The organism is Parasphingorhabdus sp., assembly GCF_048267785.1.
Lineage (GTDB): Bacteria > Pseudomonadota > Alphaproteobacteria > Sphingomonadales > Sphingomonadaceae > Parasphingorhabdus.
Window position 1 is genome coordinate 193,037 of the sequence record NZ_JBLWWU010000001.1, and the last position, 17,544, is coordinate 210,580.

18 protein-coding genes are annotated in these 17,544 nt (G+C 54.5%); 16 read left to right on the forward strand and 2 right to left on the reverse strand.

Going from position 1 to position 17,544, the window contains the following annotated elements; translation table 11 throughout:
- Positions 1-87: 87 nt before the first annotated feature.
- Positions 88-720, forward strand: a complete 633-nt coding sequence (locus ACN0VD_RS00915; RefSeq protein ID WP_417590633.1) for a peroxiredoxin family protein — start codon at positions 88-90, stop codon at positions 718-720.
- On the opposite strand, the gene ACN0VD_RS00920 is transcribed toward ACN0VD_RS00915, so the two are convergent.
- Positions 717-3,647 carry a M16 family metallopeptidase gene (locus ACN0VD_RS00920; protein ID WP_417590635.1) on the reverse strand — a complete coding sequence of 977 codons (2,931 nt, stop codon included), beginning with the start codon at positions 3,645-3,647 and terminating at the stop codon, positions 717-719. The two genes, ACN0VD_RS00915 and ACN0VD_RS00920, sit on opposite strands and share 4 nt — an antisense overlap.
- Positions 3,648-3,770: 123 nt before the next feature.
- Between ACN0VD_RS00920 and ACN0VD_RS00925 the strand changes: the two genes are divergently transcribed.
- The 11 genes from ACN0VD_RS00925 to ACN0VD_RS00975 all read left to right on the forward strand — a co-directional run bounded on the left by ACN0VD_RS00925 (position 3,771) and on the right by ACN0VD_RS00975 (position 11,844).
- Positions 3,771-4,343 carry a NifU family protein gene (locus ACN0VD_RS00925; protein WP_417590637.1) on the forward strand — a complete coding sequence of 191 codons (573 nt, stop codon included), beginning with the start codon at positions 3,771-3,773 and terminating at the stop codon, positions 4,341-4,343.
- Between the two features lie 28 nt (positions 4,344-4,371).
- On the forward strand, positions 4,372-4,965 hold the full coding sequence (locus tag ACN0VD_RS00930) for a malonic semialdehyde reductase (protein WP_417590639.1): 594 nt from the start codon (positions 4,372-4,374) through the stop codon (positions 4,963-4,965).
- A 7-nt stretch (positions 4,966-4,972) separates the two neighbouring features.
- Entirely contained in the window at positions 4,973-5,599 is a 627-nt protein-coding gene (gene tsaB / locus ACN0VD_RS00935; RefSeq protein WP_417590641.1) for a tRNA (adenosine(37)-N6)-threonylcarbamoyltransferase complex dimerization subunit type 1 TsaB, read from the forward strand.
- A 3-nt stretch (positions 5,600-5,602) separates the two neighbouring features.
- Positions 5,603-6,106 carry a ribosomal protein S18-alanine N-acetyltransferase gene (gene rimI, locus ACN0VD_RS00940; RefSeq protein WP_417590643.1) on the forward strand — a complete coding sequence of 168 codons (504 nt, stop codon included), beginning with the start codon at positions 5,603-5,605 and terminating at the stop codon, positions 6,104-6,106.
- Between the two features lie 114 nt (positions 6,107-6,220).
- Entirely contained in the window at positions 6,221-6,637 is a 417-nt protein-coding gene (locus ACN0VD_RS00945) for a MucR family transcriptional regulator (RefSeq protein WP_417590645.1), read from the forward strand.
- A gap of 115 nt (positions 6,638-6,752) precedes the next feature.
- Complete coding sequence (locus ACN0VD_RS00950) at positions 6,753-7,175, forward strand: Fur family transcriptional regulator (protein ID WP_417590647.1); 423 nt, start codon at positions 6,753-6,755, stop codon at positions 7,173-7,175.
- 79 nt (positions 7,176-7,254) lie between these two features.
- Positions 7,255-8,001 carry a lysophospholipid acyltransferase family protein gene (locus ACN0VD_RS00955; protein ID WP_417590649.1) on the forward strand — a complete coding sequence of 249 codons (747 nt, stop codon included), beginning with the start codon at positions 7,255-7,257 and terminating at the stop codon, positions 7,999-8,001.
- A 9-nt stretch (positions 8,002-8,010) separates the two neighbouring features.
- The gene (gene miaB, locus ACN0VD_RS00960; protein ID WP_417590651.1) at positions 8,011-9,348 is read left to right on the forward strand and encodes a tRNA (N6-isopentenyl adenosine(37)-C2)-methylthiotransferase MiaB; all 1,338 of its coding nucleotides are present in this window, start codon (positions 8,011-8,013) and stop codon (positions 9,346-9,348) included.
- Complete coding sequence (locus ACN0VD_RS00965; protein ID WP_417590653.1) at positions 9,348-10,394, forward strand: PhoH family protein; 1,047 nt, start codon at positions 9,348-9,350, stop codon at positions 10,392-10,394. The genes miaB and ACN0VD_RS00965 overlap by 1 nt, the downstream gene beginning before the upstream one ends.
- Positions 10,381-10,887 carry an rRNA maturation RNase YbeY gene (ybeY, locus tag ACN0VD_RS00970; protein ID WP_417590655.1) on the forward strand — a complete coding sequence of 169 codons (507 nt, stop codon included), beginning with the start codon at positions 10,381-10,383 and terminating at the stop codon, positions 10,885-10,887. Before ACN0VD_RS00965 ends, ybeY begins: the two co-directional genes overlap by 14 nt.
- A gap of 21 nt (positions 10,888-10,908) precedes the next feature.
- Positions 10,909-11,844: a hemolysin family protein gene (locus ACN0VD_RS00975; protein WP_417590657.1), complete on the forward strand. Its 936-nt coding sequence runs from the start codon at positions 10,909-10,911 to the stop codon at positions 11,842-11,844.
- A gap of 5 nt (positions 11,845-11,849) precedes the next feature.
- Here ACN0VD_RS00975 and ACN0VD_RS00980 read toward each other — a convergent pair whose 3' ends face one another.
- Positions 11,850-12,503: an MOSC domain-containing protein gene (locus ACN0VD_RS00980; RefSeq protein ID WP_417590659.1), complete on the reverse strand. Its 654-nt coding sequence runs from the start codon at positions 12,501-12,503 to the stop codon at positions 11,850-11,852.
- Positions 12,504-12,567: 64 nt separating this feature from the next.
- Here ACN0VD_RS00980 and ACN0VD_RS00985 point away from each other — a divergent pair, with 64 nt between their 5' ends.
- From ACN0VD_RS00985 to ACN0VD_RS01000, 4 genes are read left to right on the forward strand one after another with little or no spacing between them, the layout of a single operon-like run.
- Positions 12,568-13,749, forward strand: coding sequence for a glycosyltransferase family 4 protein (locus ACN0VD_RS00985; RefSeq protein WP_417590661.1), 1,182 nt, complete (start codon positions 12,568-12,570; stop codon positions 13,747-13,749).
- Between the two features lie 2 nt (positions 13,750-13,751).
- Entirely contained in the window at positions 13,752-15,071 is a 1,320-nt protein-coding gene (locus ACN0VD_RS00990; RefSeq protein WP_417590663.1) for a replication-associated recombination protein A, read from the forward strand.
- Positions 15,052-16,440 (forward strand): serine hydrolase domain-containing protein, encoded by a 1,389-nt coding sequence (locus ACN0VD_RS00995; protein WP_417590665.1) that lies wholly within the window; start codon positions 15,052-15,054, stop codon positions 16,438-16,440. The genes ACN0VD_RS00990 and ACN0VD_RS00995 overlap by 20 nt, the downstream gene beginning before the upstream one ends.
- Positions 16,437-17,435 (forward strand): NADPH:quinone oxidoreductase family protein, encoded by a 999-nt coding sequence (locus ACN0VD_RS01000; RefSeq protein WP_417590667.1) that lies wholly within the window; start codon positions 16,437-16,439, stop codon positions 17,433-17,435. Before ACN0VD_RS00995 ends, ACN0VD_RS01000 begins: the two co-directional genes overlap by 4 nt.
- Positions 17,436-17,544 lie beyond the last annotated feature (109 nt).

Here is a 17,544-nt window from a genome sequence, read left to right on the forward strand (position 1 = left end):
TTACCCCGCATGGACATAGTTTGGCAGCTGTAACAATATCGCTGTGAGACGCGAATGGTTACAAAGACCATCAAGATGGAGACTATCATGAAGCGAACCGCCCTGCTGTTTTCATCGATCGCGGCAGTCTCCCTGTCGGCCTGTTCCGAACCCGCTTCCGACAAGGACGCGGAAACCTCCGGGCAGGTTGAAAAGAACCGGGAAAAGGTCGTAGCTCCAATCACCGAGGCGGAAAGTATCGAGGCCGGTCTGGCGGTGGGAGAACAGGCACCGCTTGCGGCCCGGCTGCAGACCAGAGATGGCGAGTCTACCCTCGGGGAAATTCTCGAAAACGGGCCTGCCCTCATTGTCTTTACCAGGTCGGTCGAATGGTGCCCCTATTGCCAGACGCAATTGAAATCGATCAACGCGATTGTCGATGACCTGAAGGAGCGCGGCTATAATCTTTACGGGCTTTCGTATGACAGCCCCGACAGTCAGGACCGCTTCTCGGGAAACCAGATGTTGCAATATCAGATGCTGTCCGATCAACCGTCGGCGGTCATCGATGCCTTTGGCTTGCGTGACCCGCAATATACCGAAGGTCGCGCCGTTGGCGTCCCTTATGCCTCGGTTTTCGTGATTGACCAGAAGGGCAAGATTATCACGAAATCCGTATCCGGTGATTTCAAGAAGCGCCCTACCAACGAACAGATATTGGCGCTGGTCGACTCAATCTAGTTGCTAGCCGCGCGCTCTTCTGACCGCGCCTCTGGTTCGTTGTCGTTGGTCGCGACCTCGTTCGATTCCGGCAGGACTGCGAGCTTCCATTTTTTGCTATCATCAAGATATTTGACGGCCAATCCCTGCACTTCTTCAGGGGTTATGACGGTATAGTCACTGAGCAGAGTCTGCAGGGCGACAAATTTCTCCGGATTGAAACTCGCGCCCTCCATCTGGCTCATCCAGAAGCTGTTGCCGCTACTCGCCCGGGCAATAAGCTGGCGCAAGGGTTCCACCACGCGCTGCAGTTCATCCGCACTGACCGGCGTTTGCCGTAGATCTTTGGCAATCAAATCAACAACATTGTAAAAGCGATCGATATTATCGGGGGTCAACTGACTCTGCGCACCGATATAGCCTCCTGACTGAAACTCCGGCGGCCAACTGTTGACGACTTGCGGACTATAGCTTGCGCCCTGCTGAGAGCGGAGAATTTCAAACAGCCGATCGTTAAAAATGGAAACCAGCACTTCCAGTTTTCGGCTTTCACGGATATTTTCAAGTCCGCCACCGGTGGGCCAGGCCACCATCGCAGCGGCCCGATCCTGATCACCTTTATGAACCAGAATTTCCGGACCGGCCTGCGGAGCCGGCAATTGCGGTGACAATGCATCGGGCTGAACCGCAACTGGTTTTCGCTTTTTCATTGCACCGAAGGTCTTGAGGATGGACTCGACAGCCTGATCCCGGTCAAAATCGCCAAACAGCATCAGCTCAATCTGACCGCTTGCAAGGATCGGTTCCCAGAATCGTCTGAAATTCTGGGCATCAAGTTGTTCGAAATCTTCCTTGTCCGGGGTCTTCCAGCGCGGATCTTTTCCGTGCAACAGCCATTCAAGATCCCGTTCCATAACGGCCTGCGGTGACGCCGAGAAACTGTCGTAGCCGATCAGCGATGCAGCTTTGCTGCGGATAACCGGCGCTGGATCCCATCGCGGATAGGCCAATTTTGCAGCGATCAAATGTAATTGGTCCTCAAGGTCGGACGGTCTCGTATCAGCCCTGATCTCAAACGCATCATTATCGATCCCGAAGCCAAGTCCTATCCTCCGGCCGGTTGTAATTTTATCGAGTTCCTCCTGGCCCAGATCGCCGACACCGCTGGCCATCAAAGCCAATGCGCCCGACCATGCCAGTGATTCTTGATGGGGAGACAGGCCGCTATAGCCTTTCCCGAACCGCGCGTTGACCATGATCTTGTTGCGTTCGGAATTATTCGGGAACATCAATACTCGCACACCATTCTCGAGTTCCAGAGCCTCTACACCGAAACGCTCAATTTCCCGTGACGATTTGATGGCGCCCTTTTTCCCGATTTTCTGTAGCGCTTCAAACCCGATGTCGGATTGCGTGACCCGGACGTCGCTCGCCGCATCCACGTCATTTCGCAACGCCCGGGCGAGTTTGATCTTCCCATCTTCAATAGGACTGGGCGATGTCATCAAAGCGCGCGTGGAAACACCGGTGAACAGGTTGCGTGTGGAATCAAGCAGCCTTTCGGGCGTGTACAAATCCCGCATTGCACGGAAAACATCCAGTGCGACCTGCGGTGTGGCGACAGTCTCACGGATGTCGACAGCGTTGACGATATCATCAGCCTGTTTGCGTGCCGATTCGGTCTGGTAGCTTTCGACGCCGATAGCCAGCGCTGCATCAAATTCTGCAATTTCACGAGCAATATCGGATTCCGAAGGGGCAATCGTGGTCGCATCGGCGATCACCGCCCGGACATCGTCGAGAGCAGCTTTCCAGTCATCACCGAGTGGAACGATGCTGATAAATGTCCCGTCGAGCGAGCGGCTAACATCATCCTGCCCTACGCTGGCCTGCAGAAAGCTCCCGCCAGCGCGTGCGCGCGCTTCCAGACGGCGGTTGATCATCTGCATTGCGAGCAAGTCGATGAGAATTTGCTGGTTGTATACGATCGTATCCGCAACCTGCTCCCATGGCCGGGCAATGACCATCGAAATAAACCGGGGCAAAGTAGGCTCGACAACCACCCGGCTGATATCGTCCGTATCCCCCGGCTTGCCAAAATCGGGAATCTCCCCCGCGGCACCTTTTCCCCGCCATTTTGAGAAATGCTCTCTTATCAATTCTTCGAATAGTGCCGGATCACCATCTCCGGCGATAACAATCACTGCATGCTCTGGACGATACCAGCGTTGATGAAAAAGCTGCAGCATTTGAGGCGTTGCAGCGCCTAGAGTTTCTGGTGTCCCGATCGGAGCGCGGTTGGCCAGACGTTGTTCCGCAAAGAATAATTCCCGGGTCGCATTCTGCACTTTGGACTGTGGCCCGGCGCGTTCGCGCAACTCGGCCAGCACGACCGGACGCTCCGCATTGATCGAGGTCACGCTCAAACCAGGAGAACTCATCATCCCCGATAATATTTTCAGGCTTTCATCGAGGCTGCTCCTGCTGGCATTCGGCAGGTCCAGCTTGTAAACGGTTTGCGTCGGCGTCGTTTCGGCATTGCTATCACTTCCAAATGTCGCGCCCAGTCGCTGCCACACCCGCTTCGCTTCGCCATCGGGCACGTGGGTTGATCCGCGAAAGGTCAGATGCTCCATGAAATGGGCGAATCCAAGCTCCTGATCGGTCTCCATCAAAGAGCCAACATCCATCCGCAACCGGATCGACACCTGTCCTGGCGGGACTCCGTTATGTTTGACCGCATAGCGTAAGCCATTGTCCAGTTCGCCAAAGACCCAGCTCTTGTCGACCGGAACATCGCTGTTTTTATATAGCCACGGTTGCGTTTCCGCGCTTTCGGCCTGCGCGGTCGCGCTCTGAGCCGTTGCCACGCCGGGCAGCACAAGCAGGCATATGGCGAGACAGGAAAAAGAAAAACATCGGATCAGACCGGAAGATATTGGGTTCATGGCCTTGGTATAAGCAGGGCCAATATTACTGGCCAGTGAATATTCCAAACATTCGGGTCAAATAGGGTGCCCGCAAAGCGGTTAGCTCTTGATAGCGCCGTCAATAATCGCCAGATAAGAAACATGCTTATAGAAACCGAAAAAACGCCAAACCCCTCGACCCTTAAATTTCTGGTCGATCAGCCGGTCATGACGGACGGAACGCGCGACTTCGCGTCGCCGGAAGATGCCGAAATATCGCCGCTTGCCGAGGCGTTATTCACGCTCGGCGACGTGACTGGCGTTTTTTTCGGTTCTGATTTTATCTCGGTCACTTGCGGCCCCGGCGCCGATTGGAGTGATCAGAAGCCCCAGGTGCTCAGCATATTGCTCGACCATTTTTCCGCCGGATTGCCCTTGTTCAAGCCTGGCAGCGCCGGAGATATCACGGTACCGCCCGAAGAAGTTGTACATGACGATCCCGAGGATGCGGATATCGTAGCACAAATCAAGGAATTGATCGAGACCCGGGTTCGCCCGGCCGTTGCCAGCGACGGCGGTGACATCATTTATCGCGGCTTCAACAAAGGCACCGTCTTCCTGAAAATGCAGGGTGCCTGCGCGGGATGTCCGTCGTCATCGGCGACGCTGAAACATGGCATCGAGTCTTTGTTGAAACATTATGTTCCTGAGGTTACCGAAGTCCGCGCGGCATAAGTTTCCATATTAACACAAAGGCAGATCAATGAACGCTCCATTGGACAAAGCGGCGCTGGACCAGCTGTTTCTCGAAGCTCGTACCTATAACGGCTATTCCGACAAGCCGGTGTCGGTAGACCAATTGCATGCCATCTGGAATTTGATGAAAATGGGGCCCACCAGCGCGAACATGCTGCCTGCCCGTCTTGTCTGGTGCCACAGCCAAGAGGCGCGTAACCGCCTTGCCGATCTGTCAGCAGAAGGCAATCAGGAGAAAATCCGCAAGGCTCCCGTCGCCGTCATCATCGGCATGGACCTGGATTTTCACGAACATCTCCCGGAGCTTTTTCCCCATGCTGACGCAAAAAGCTGGTTTGCCGGTGATCCCGAAGCGCGAAAAGTACATGCTATGCGGAACAGTTCGCTACAGGGCGGTTATTTCATTCTAGCAGCCCGCGCGGTCGGCCTCGACACTGGCCCGATGTCCGGTTTTGATAATGATGGCGTCGACAAGGAGTTTTTTGGCGATCAGCCAAATGTTAAATCCAATTTCATCTCGACACTCGGCTATGGCGATCCAGCAACCATATTTGAGCGCAGCCCGCGACCAGAATTCGAAAAATTCAACAGCGTGATCTGACGCATCTATGGGTCTCCGCCTTCTCGCGATTGATACCGCCACCATTGCATGTTCCGTTGCCTTGTTTGAGGACGGCGCGCTAATCGCCGCTGATTATGCCGAAATCGGGCGCGGGCATGCGGAAAAGCTGATCCCGGCAATTGCAAAATTGCCAAACCGCGGCAAAGCGGACAAAATCCTGGTCAATTGCGGCCCCGGAAGCTTTACCGGCGTCCGTATCGGCCTCTCCGCGGCGAAGGCTCTGGCTTTGGCGTGGAACGCCGAAATTCGCGGCTATTCCTGCCTCGCTCTGGTTGCGGCGCAGGCCCTGGATCGATTGGAAACGCCGCACCCCGTCTGCGTGGCGATGCTTGCGGGCCATGGTGAATATTTTCTGCAGAATTTTTCCGCTGACGGTGAACCGATGAGCCCGCTTGCCTCCCTGACACCAGATCAGGCTACAGAACAGATCAACGCCGATTACATTGCCGGATCAGCAGCGGCAGAGCTTGCCACCTTGGCCAACAGGATTGATCATTTTGCGATATTGCCAAATGCCTCGCAAATCTCTTTAGTGCGCGATGATATGATAACAATGCCCCCCCAACCCATATATGGTCGCAAACCGGACGCCCAGCCAGCGGATGCCTCCTGATCGATGGCCAGTCGCCGATTGCCATGCGAAGGTCGCGCTTCTCCCCCGGTCACCGTCCAGCCGGGTGATCTCAGCGATTTGCCCAACGTAATGCGCGTCATGGATACGGCCTTTCCCGAAACCTATGGAGAGGGATGGAATCATCATCAATGTCGATCTATGCTTTTGATGCCCAGCGCGAAGCTTCTGGTTGCACGACAGCGAGACAATATCTGCGGCTTTGTGATCAGCCGACAGGCAGCAGACGAAGAAGAACTGCTCATGATCGCGGTTTCACCGGAATGCCAAAGCCAGGGCATTGGATATCTGCTGCTCGAGCAAATGTTGCTGATCGCGCGCAAAGATCAGGTCGCGGCCGTTTTTTTGGAAATGCGGAGTGGCAATCCAGCTGCCAAACTCTATGCAAAATTTGGATTCCGCGAGATCGGATTGCGCAGAGACTATTACACCGGTCCGAATAAGAAAAAATTCAACGCTATCACTTATAAGACCACGTTCAACAATTGAACAAAAGTGCAATGATCCGGCCAGTTTGACTGTTGCAGCTTACGTTGAGTTGTGTAAACAACGCCGCGCAATAACTGCAATATAATAAAAATGGTCGCAAAAAGGTACTATATTATGACAGAGGAAGAAATCGCTCTGAATGAGACTCTAATTACGCTTACTTCAGACATTGTTGCTGCACATGTCAGCAACAACAGCGTCGCGGTATCAGATTTACCGCTTATCATCAGCAGTGTTCATGGCGCTCTCGCGGGACTTTCAGGCAAAGCTGCCGAGCAAGCCAGACCGGATCCTGCGGTTCCTATCAAATCATCCATTAAACCCGACTATGTTATCTGTCTGGAAGATGGCAAAAAGCTCAAAATGCTGAAACGCCACCTCATGACTCACTATGGCATGACACCGGAAGATTATCGCGCCAAATGGGGTCTGCCCAATGACTATCCCATGGTTGCCCCCAATTATGCCGAAAAGCGCCGACAGCTGGCCAAAGCTATCGGCCTGGGCAAGAAAAAGGGATCTAAGAAATAGATCACATCCCTATTTGCCACGTTTTTAGAAAATTGCGGCATGGTTGCCGCAATTTTCGCTTTGCAATATACTGCACACAGCATAGAGTCTTCACTAAAGACGATGAAAAAGGTTCATGCCACAAAAAATTGATCTTGAAGCACTATGTGCAGAAAAAGGACTGCGGATCACCGATCAACGCCGTGTAATCGCGCGCGTGATTTCCGATGCCGAGGATCATCCGGACGTCGAAACCTTGCATGAACGGGCGGCGGCCGTGGATTCCCGTATATCGATCGCAACGGTTTATCGAACGGTTCGCCTGTTTGAAGAGGCCGGCATATTGGACCGTCACGATTTTGGTGATGGTCGCGCACGCTATGAGGCCGTTCCTGAATCGCACCATGATCATCTGATTGATGTTGAAACCGGGAAAGTTATCGAATTTGTCGATCCGGAGCTCGAAGCGTTGCAAAAGCAGATCGCGGAAAAACTAGGCTATCGTCTGGTTGATCACCGTATGGAGCTATATGGCGTATCTCTCGCCAGAAAAAAATAACGTGCGTCACCACGATCCTGAGGCTCGACCTTACGACACCCAGCCAATGGCCTATCAGCTGTGGGACGGAGCCTCGCCAATGGGTTATTTGAGATTCGCACTACGGTTGGCCCTGCTGGTTACCGCTTTGATATTCTGCATTCCTTTCTACTATATCTGGCGCATCTTGCGCTTGTCCAACCCGTGGCCGCGAACATTTCTCAAAATCGCAGCATTTGCTTGCGGAGCGCGGGTCGATATAGTCGGCACCCCGATCAGGCGGGACGTATTCTTCATTTCCAATCATCTGTCCTGGGTGGATATTGCGATACTCGGTGGCCACAGCGGTACTGCCTTTGTCTCAAAGGAGGAGATCGGAAAATGGCCGATCATTGGCTGGCTGTGTCGACTCAATGACACGGTCTTCGTTTCGCGATCCGATCGCATGGGTATCGCCCAGCAAATTAACCAGTTACGGGATGCTCTGGAAGAAACCTGGGCTATCACGATTTTCCCCGAGGGCACGACCACGGACGGATCGATGCTGCTCCCCTTCAAAGCCCCGCTGCTGAAAGTATTGGAACCACCGCCACCAGGCATTATGGTGCAACCGATTTTTCTCAACTACGGAGACCATGCGCATGAAATCAGCTGGACCGGCGAAGAAAGCGCGCCTTTGAATGCTTGGCGATTGCTGACCCGGCGCAGGAGTTTTCTGGTTGAAGTCCATTTTCTGGAACCCTTCGATCCGGATCATTATTCCTCGAGAAAGGATATTGCAGCGGAGGCCCGGCGACGGATTGCCGAACCGCTTTCAGCTTCCCTGGGCGGCAAACCCATTGTATAGGCACCAGCTATGACCACAGCCGATCCCAAAAAATTCCATATCAAATCCTTTGGCTGCCAGATGAACGTCTATGACGGGGAGCGCATGTCCGAATTGCTCGTTGATCAGGGCATGAGCGCCGCCGAAAATGGCGAAGAAGCGGATCTGGTCGTGCTCAACACCTGCCACATTCGCGAAAAGGCAGTCGACAAGGTCTATTCCGACATCGGACGGTTGCGCAGAAAAGACGGAACCAGTCCGATGATCGCGGTTGCCGGATGCGTTGCACAAGCAGAGGGGAAGGAAATTTCCCGCCGCGCACCCAGCGTAGATATTGTTGTCGGTCCACAGGCCTATCACCGGCTGCCGGAACTAATGGAAACCGCCAAATCCGGCAAGAAGGCCCTCGACACGGATATGCCCGCCATCTCCAAATTCGACATCTTGCCTTCGCGCGGCAAACAGGTGCGGCCAAATGCCTTCCTGACGGTTCAGGAAGGTTGCGATAAATTTTGCACCTATTGCGTAGTCCCTTATACCCGCGGTGCAGAAATCTCCCGCCCTTGGCTGGATCTGGTCAACGAGGCGAAGGCTCTGGTCGACGGCGGCGCGCGCGAAATCACGCTGCTTGGACAGAATGTGAACGCCTGGACCGGCGAAGATGACAAGGGGCAACACCAGGGTCTCGATGGCTTGATCCGGGCACTGGACAAGATTTCCGGATTGCAACGCATTCGCTATATGACAAGCCATCCCAATGACATGACAGAAGGCCTGATCGCCGCGCACGGCGACGTTGCCAAGCTCATGCCATTCCTCCATTTGCCAGTCCAATCGGGCAGCGACCGTATCCTCAAGGCAATGAACCGTTCCCATAGCGTGCAAAGCTATCTCGATATTCTCCAGAAGATGCGAAAAATACGCCCGGATATGGCGCTGTCGGGGGACTTCATTGTCGGATTCCCGGGCGAAAGCGATCAGGATTTCGAAGACACATTGCAGATCGTCCGCGATGCAAATTATTCTCAGGCATTTTCCTTCAAATATTCGCCCCGTCCCGGCACGCCCGCGGCCACGCTGGAGGATCAGATAGCGCCAGAAGTGATGGACGAACGGCTACAGCGTTTGCAGACATTGCTGAACGAGCAACAATATGCGTTTAATCAACAGACCGTGGGCCGGACCACCGACATATTGCTCGAACGTCAAGGCAAGCTTGATGGCCAACTGATCGGCAAAACGCCGTGGCTGCAATCATTGCATATTATTTCACCCGATTTGAAAATCGGCGATCTGGTTGAGGTGGAAGTAACCCAGGCCGGCCCCAATAGCCTCACCGGCGAGATCAAAGAAAGAATGGCCGCCTGATGGTCCAGAAAACAAAGGCCGGTACGGTCAGCAATATCGTCAAACTGGATCTGGAATTTGACGATCCGCAGATTTTGGGCGATCTTTTCGGGGAATATGACCGCAATATTGTGGCGATTGAAAACCGGCTTGGGGTCTATATTGCAGCGCGCGGAACCAAATTGAAAATCGAAGGCGAAGAAGAAGCTGTTTCGCAGGCAGGCGCAGTGCTAAACGGAATATACAATCGGCTGGAACAGGGACAGGAAATCGATACCGGAGCGGTCGAGGCGATTATCGCCATGGCAGCCGATCCCCGCGTCGCGAAAACGGCAAAACAATCGGGATCAGGTGGCAAAGCCAAACCCGAAAAAGTGGCGAAAAATGACGTAGCGGATGCGCCAAAGGTGATGATCCGCACGCGCAAGAAAACCATTTTCCCGCGTTCCGTTCGGCAGGCTCATTATATGGAAGCCCTCGCCCGCGACGACATGATTTTCGCCCTCGGTCCTGCGGGTACCGGCAAAACCTATCTCGCGGTGGCACAGGCCGTTTCCCAACTGGTTGCCGGCTCCGTGGACCGTCTTATTCTTTCCCGGCCTGCGGTCGAAGCAGGCGAGAAGATCGGCTTTCTGCCCGGAGATTTGAAGGAAAAGGTCGATCCGTTTCTGCGTCCACTTTATGATGCCTTGTATGACACGCTTCCTGCTGAGCAGGTAGAAAGGCGCATCGAGAGCGGGGAAATCGAGATCGCACCGATTGCTTTCATGCGCGGACGGACGCTTTCCGACGCCTTTGTCATTCTCGACGAAGCCCAGAACACGACAGCAGCACAAATGAAGATGTTTCTGACCCGTTTTGGCATGAACAGCCGGATGGTGATTTGCGGCGATCCAAAACAGGTTGATCTACCGAAGGAGGCCGTTTCCGGACTAGCCGATGCCGTATCCAAGTTGAAGGATATCGAGAGAGTCAGCATGGTCGAATTTGGGGCGAGCGATGTGGTCCGCCACCCGCTGGTCGGGAAAATAGTCGAAGCCTATGAAGGCAAAGATGCTGCAGACTGAACTGATTGCATCTTCCAAATGGGGGAATGAACAGGATTGGACGGAATTGGCAGCGCGAGCGGCCAACGCCGGCATCGCTGCATCCTCCCATGCCGACCTCTTGTCCCGCAATTTTGAAATGGAGTTGAGCGTCAAGCTGTCCGACAACGCCGAAGTACACGCACTTAATAAGGCCTATCGCGGCAAGGACAAGCCGACCAATGTCCTGTCCTTTCCCCAGATCCAGCCAGACCTGCTCGAAGCGCTCGCCAATACCGATGACGGGGAGGCTTTGCTCGGGGATATCATCCTGGCTTACGAGACCTGTCGTGAGGAGGCTGCCGCCAAAGAGATTTCCTTTTCCGACCATGTTGCACATTTGATTGTGCACGGGTCTCTGCATTTGCTAGGCTATGATCACGAAAACGAGATCGATGCGGGGATGATGGAAAATTGCGAAATCAGTGCGCTGGCAACACTGGGTATTGCCAGTCCCTACGCGGGCCAGACGTAAAGCAGGTGTTCAAAAAATACTATGAGTGACGCAGACAAGGAAAGTGGAACGGGCGTGGTTCGCAGCAACGGCCAATCCAAGGAGGACGACGAACCCGGGCGAATATGGCGGAGCCTGAAGGCTCTGCTATTCGGAAATACCGAGGATAATAGCTTGCGGGCGCAGATCGAAGAAGTAATTGACGATCACGAAAGCGAAGCCGAATCCGATCCCCGTGGACAACAGGACATATCGTCTCTGGAACTGGAAATGCTCCGCAACATGCTGCATTTCAGTGACAAACGGGTCGATGATATCGCTGTACCCCGTGCCGATATGATCGCGATCGAGGTGGACTCACCGTTCAGCGACGTGGTCGATATTTTCTCCGAACACGGGCACAGTCGGATTCCGGTCTATCGAGATAATCTCGACAATATTATCGGCATGATCCATATCAAGGATATCTTCGCAATCGTTGCCAAGGGTGATAAATATCCTGATGATATTACGCCATATCTTCGACAACCGCGCTTTGTCCCGGAATCGATGGGCGTGCTCGATCTGCTGGCCGAAATGCGTGCCACTCGCACCCATCTGGCGATTATTTTTGACGAGTATAATGGCACTGAAGGCCTCGTCACGATCGAGGATATTGTCGAAGAAATCACCGGCGAGATCGAAGATGAGCATGATGAGGAACCAGTGCCGATGCTGGTAAAGCTCGACAATGGATTTTGGGACGCGGATGCCAGAGCGGAACTGGATGAGGTCGGAAAAACCATCGATCCGGCGCTTGCAGAAATTGATGAGGATGTCGATACGATCGGCGGCCTGTGCTTCGTGCTGGCGGGCCATATTCCTGCGGTGGGGGAAAGGCTGGAACATCCCAGCGGCTGGATATTGGAAATCACCGAAGCCGATGATCGCCGGGTGACCAAATTGCGCTTGCACCCGCCAGAACAGGATCATGGATAGCGGGTTTATTTACCCGCCAGCTGTGCGGCTCGAAGGCGCCAGGTTTTGCCGAGCGCCGGATTATTCGATAGCGCAACAAGCTCTGCATCCTGTCCCTTGTGCTGACCGCCGATAAGCATCCCGAACAGCCGTTCGAGCGGCCATTCCGGATAGGGTCTCGCCTGTTGGACCAGTTGATCACCCGCCCGTACCAGACCTTCTTCCAGTACGCGAAAATAACTGCCTGATTTTCCGGTCCTGACCACGGTTTGCAGCACATCCGCTTTACCGAACCGGTGGTTGAGCTTCCAGCAAGGCTGGCGCGCATGACTGCATTCGATCAACGCTTCTCCCACCCTGAAAATATCACCCAGACAAAGCTGTTCCTCAGTCAGGCCCGAGCAACTGAAATTTTCGCCAAACGCTCCCGGATGCTTCAACACAGGCACATCGGGATATTTTTCTCGCCAAAAGGCATAATGCTCGAGCGAATAAAGATGCACGGCCTTGTCAGGCCCACCATGATGCACAGTGTCGGCAACCTGATTGCCAACCAACCCGTCAAAGCCCAACATGAGCGGGGAATCCACTGTATCTTTTGCAATTGCGCTTGCTTCTCCATTCTCGCCAAAGGCTTTAGGAGTGCCAATCAACAAATGTGCAAGCCGGGTCCGTATCATAACAGCTTGCTAGCCGAGCAAGTTCATATTGGCAATTCTCCCCTGACTATGCTTGAAGGCGGCTATGGAAATCAGTGACCTTCGCATTGCTCTGTATAGCGGCAATTATAATTTCGTACGCGATGGCGCCAATCAGGCACTCAATCGGCTGGTAGACTATCTGCTGCGTCAGGGCGCAGCCGTTCGGGTCTATTCGCCGACCACCGACACTCCGGCGTTTGAACCCACCGGTGATCTGATCAGCGTCCCGTCCGTTGCCTTTCCCGGACGGGGAGAATATCGCTTTCCAACCCGCATTTCCAGCGACGTGCGCAAGGATCTCGAGCAATTCAACCCCAATATCATGCAGATATCGAGTCCGGACCGGGTAGGCCACAAGATGGTCGCCTGGGCGCGCCGCCAGAATATTCCTGTCCTCGCTTCCGTGCACACCCGTTTTGAAACCTATCCCCGCTATTATAATCTCGCCTTTCTGGAACCGGTGATCGAAGCGATTCTGCGTCGCCTTTATCGGCGATGCGATGCGCTGGTGGCGCCGTCCGAATCGATGGCTCAGGTCCTCCGCGACCAACGGATGAATTATGACGTCGGCATCTGGTCACGTGGCGTTGACCGCGAGATATTCAATTCCGACAAACGGGATCTGGCATGGCGCCAGTCACTCGGCATTACGGACGATGAACCGGTCATCGGATTTCTCGGCCGGTTGGTGATGGAAAAGGGTCTTGATGTCTTTTCTGACACGATCGATGAACTCAAACGCCGCAAAGTGAAACATAAGATTCTCGTCATTGGGGAAGGGCCGGCCCAGCAATGGTTCGAAGAAAGAATTCCCGGGGCCGTTTTTGCCGGGTTCCAGCAAGGCGAGGACCTCGGCCGCGCGGTTGCCAGCATGGACATGCTGTTCAACCCTTCTGTCACCGAGACTTTCGGCAACGTAACGCTCGAAGCAATGGCCTGCGGGCTACCGGTGGTCGCGGCAAAGGCCACCGGCAGCCAGAGCCTGGTCAAACATAATGATTCCGGCAAGCTCATCCGACCCGGTGCGATTCGTGAATTTGCTGATGCATTGCAACTCTATTGCGAAAATATTGATCTGCGCAGCGCGCACGGTTCGGCCGGAGAAAAAAGAGCAGAAGAATATAGCTGGGACCAGATCAACAATGCCGTTGCGCAAACCTATCTCCGGCTGGTGCGTCAGCGACAGGCCGGTCATGGTCCGATCAAGCAGGTTGCCGTCCGCTGACCATGCAAGGGCTGTTTGACGATAAAGAGGATCAGCATAGCGAATTGGACAACACGCACGAGGCTCCGCTGGCCGACCGGTTGCGACCGCGCCAGCTGACCGATATCGTCGGGCAGGATCACGTGGTCGGCAGCGAAGGCACCCTTGGCCGGATGATCGCCGCAGGACGGCTGTCCTCTATCATCCTTTGGGGGCCTCCGGGGACGGGGAAAACCAGTCTCGCACGGTTGTTGGCCAATCAGACGGCATTGCATTTCAAAGCGATATCAGCGGTCTTTTCCGGGGTTGCGGAACTGAAGCAAGTCTTTGCCGAAGCAGAAATGCGGTTTCAATCCGGCAAGGCAACCCTCCTGTTCGTAGACGAGATTCATCGCTTCAATCGGTCGCAGCAGGATAGTTTCCTGCCCTATGTCGAGCGGGGAACAGTGGTGCTGGTCGGAGCCACAACCGAAAACCCGTCCTTCGAACTCAACGCCGCGTTGCTCAGCCGCACTCAGGTGCTTATCCTCAATCGGCTTGATGCCGCCGCCCTCGGCCTGCTTCTGGAAAAAGCGGAAAGGCTTGAAGAGAAACCCCTCCCCCTCACCGATGATGCAAGAGAGGCGCTGATCGCCAGCGCGGGCGGCGACGGCCGGTTTTTGCTCAATCAGGCGGAGACGCTCTTTTCACTGGATATCAAAGACCTGTTGGACTCTTCCGGGCTTGCAAAGGTCCTGCATCGCCGGATGGCGGTCTATGACAAGGATCGCGAGGGTCATTATAATCTGATCTCGGCACTGCACAAAGCTTTGCGGGGATCGGACCCTCAGGCAGCTTTATATTATCTGGCGCGAATGCTGGTGGCAGGAGAACAACCTCTTTTTCTGCTGCGGCGGATCGTGCGTTTTGCTAGCGAAGACATTGGCATGGCCGATCCGCAAGCGCTGGTGCAGGCCCTCGCCGCAAAGCAGGCTTTTGAATTTCTCGGTAGCCCGGAAGGCGAACTGGCGGTTGTTCAGGCATGCCTCTATTGCGCGACTGCTCCTAAATCCAACGCTGCCTATAAAGCGCAAAAGGCGGCTTGGAAATCAGCCAGGGACACAGGCTCGCTGATGCCGCCTCAGAATATCCTCAACGCTCCGACCAAGCTGATGAAGGAAATCGGCTATGGCTCGGGCTATAGCTATGATCATGAAAGTGATGACGGTTTTTCGGGCGACAATTACTGGCCGGATGAGATGCAACCGCAGCATTTCTACCAGCCTGTAGATCGGGGCTTTGAGCATAAAATCCGCGAACGGTTGGACTATTGGGAGAAATTGCGTGCTGAAAAAACTGGCTAGTCTTTACATAGCGGGAGTATTGTTTTCCCAGGGTGCATTCGCCCAGGAGGAAGAATCGAGGCGCTATGATCGCGCTCTGGCTGCTGGCTATAAAGCACAGTTCATCTGTTCGGGCTTGTGGAATGGCGGAAAATCACTGGCTGACATCAAATCCGATGAATTGACCGGCATCTATGACCGGATTGCCAATATCGTACCGGCGCTGACTGAGGAAATTGACGAGTCAGAGCGACAGGTCCGCGTTCGCTTTGCGGATGACGCCCCCCCTCGGGTCGCAATCTGGAACCGCAAGAGCGGCTGCACCTCCATGCCGATCAGCTTCGGTGGCCTGAAAATAGGGGCACCGGTAATCGAGCGCAATTTTGTTGATGACCAGCCATGGCCAATGGGCGATCAAAATGCTGTTTCTCCATCATCCGATTTTGGAAATATCGCCGATCGCGCCTTTCGTCCCAATATCTATGGCGGAAAAACCAGCGCGGTACTGGTGATCAAGGATGGGAAAATCCAGACGGAAAAATACAAGCAGGGCCATAACCTCCATACCGGACAGCGAACGTGGTCGGTCGCAAAATCCCTTGCCGGAACGCTGATCGGTCATTCTGTCGAGCGAAAAATGGTCGACGTCAATGCCCCGGTACAAATTCCGGAATGGCAGAAATTCGGTGATCCCCGTGCGTCGCTGACCATCGACAATCTGATGCGTATGAGCAGCGGGCTGGTCAGCGACACCGCCGGTAATCGCACCGATCCTCTTTATATGGGCGGTGCAAGCGTAACCGAGCGGGCGACGGCCTGGCCCTTGCTCTACGCTCCGGGCTCACGGTTTCGCTATGCCAATAATGATACGCTGCTTGCCGTACATGCCGCACGCGCACAGCATCTGGATCAGAAGCATAAGCTTGGGAATGATTTGCCCGACCAGCATGATTTTGATCCCTTTACCTTCTTCCAGAAACTCGGGATGACGCGGACCTATGTCGAGACCGACTGGCAGGATAATTACATTTTATCCAGTCAGGTGTGGACGACGGCCCGTGATCTTGGGCGGCTTGGCATGCTCTATCTCAACAACGGTCTGTGGAACGGTGAGCGCCTGCTGCCGGAGAGCTGGCGTGCATATGTCAGCACACCATCGGGACCGCAGCCCGAAGGCCGCAATTTCGGTTATGGCGCGACATTCTGGCTAATGAACAAGTCAGACGGCATCCCGGAAGATACGTTAGCCGGCTTTGGCAATCGCGGACAATATCTGGTGATCATTCCCTCGCTTGATCTCGTGATTGTTCGACGCGGCTATGACACCAGCGATAACCAATTTGATATCGAAGCCTTTACCAGAGATATCGTTGCGGGCGTAGAGGGATGACAGCTACATATCATGCCGCTCTTTGCACCGCTCTCACCGGCCCTTCATCGATCGAGATCGTGAAACGAAAGGCGGAGCCGCTAAAAGCCGGAGAAATACGGATACAGGTCCATGCAGCAGGGCTGAACTTCCCCGACCTGTTGATGACCCAGGGTAAATACCAATTCCGTCCCGATCCGCCGTTCGTCCCCGGATTGGAAGCAGCGGGAGAGGTGATTGAAGTCGCACCCGATGTGGACAGCTTCAAGCCTGGCGACCGAGTCATGGCTGGCGGCAAGGGGGGCGCTCTGGCAGAACAATGGATCGTCAACAAGGCGGCCATCTCTCCCCTGCCCCTTGCACTGTCATTTGCCGAAGGCGCCTGCTGGCAAACCGGCGCATCGACGGCATGGCATGCACTGGTCGAGCGGGGGCATCTGCAAGCAGGAGAATCCATTCTTGTTCTGGGCGCGAGTGGCGGCGTCGGTATGGCAGCAGTCAAAATGGCCAGGGATATCGGTGCAATAGTTATCGGCACGGGTTCCAGTGATGCCAAACGTCAGGCGATAGAAGAAGCAGGCGCTGATCATGTGCTCGACCCGGCTGACGAGGATTTGGCCGCCAAGATCAAAGCACTCACCGACGGCAAGGGTGTTGACGTCATTTACGATCCGGTTGGCGGTGACCTCGCGCTGATCGCGACGCGCGCCATTGCCTGGAACGGACGTTATCTCATTGTCGGCTTTGCGAGCGGTAAAATTCCGGCCTTCCCGGCAAATCATGCATTGATCAAGACCTATAGCCTGATTGGCGTGCGCGCCGGAGAAGGGCCCCGGCGCGATCCGGAACTCGCCAAACGGCAGAGCGCCGCACTCAAAGAATTGGCGGCACAGGGAGCGATGCGACCGCATATCTCCCATCGCGTTACTCTGGCCGATACAGCCAAGGCCCTGACCGTGCTGGAAAGGCGCGAAGCCATTGGTCGGGTTGTAGTAGAGATGATCCCAATCACTTGATCTTTACGAGTATTTACGCTTTCGCTCCGCAGTCATTCGATTGATAACTGTCTATCCTTCCTGAAATATGGTAACACGGTTTCAGACGATACAATTTTTCAACTAGGGG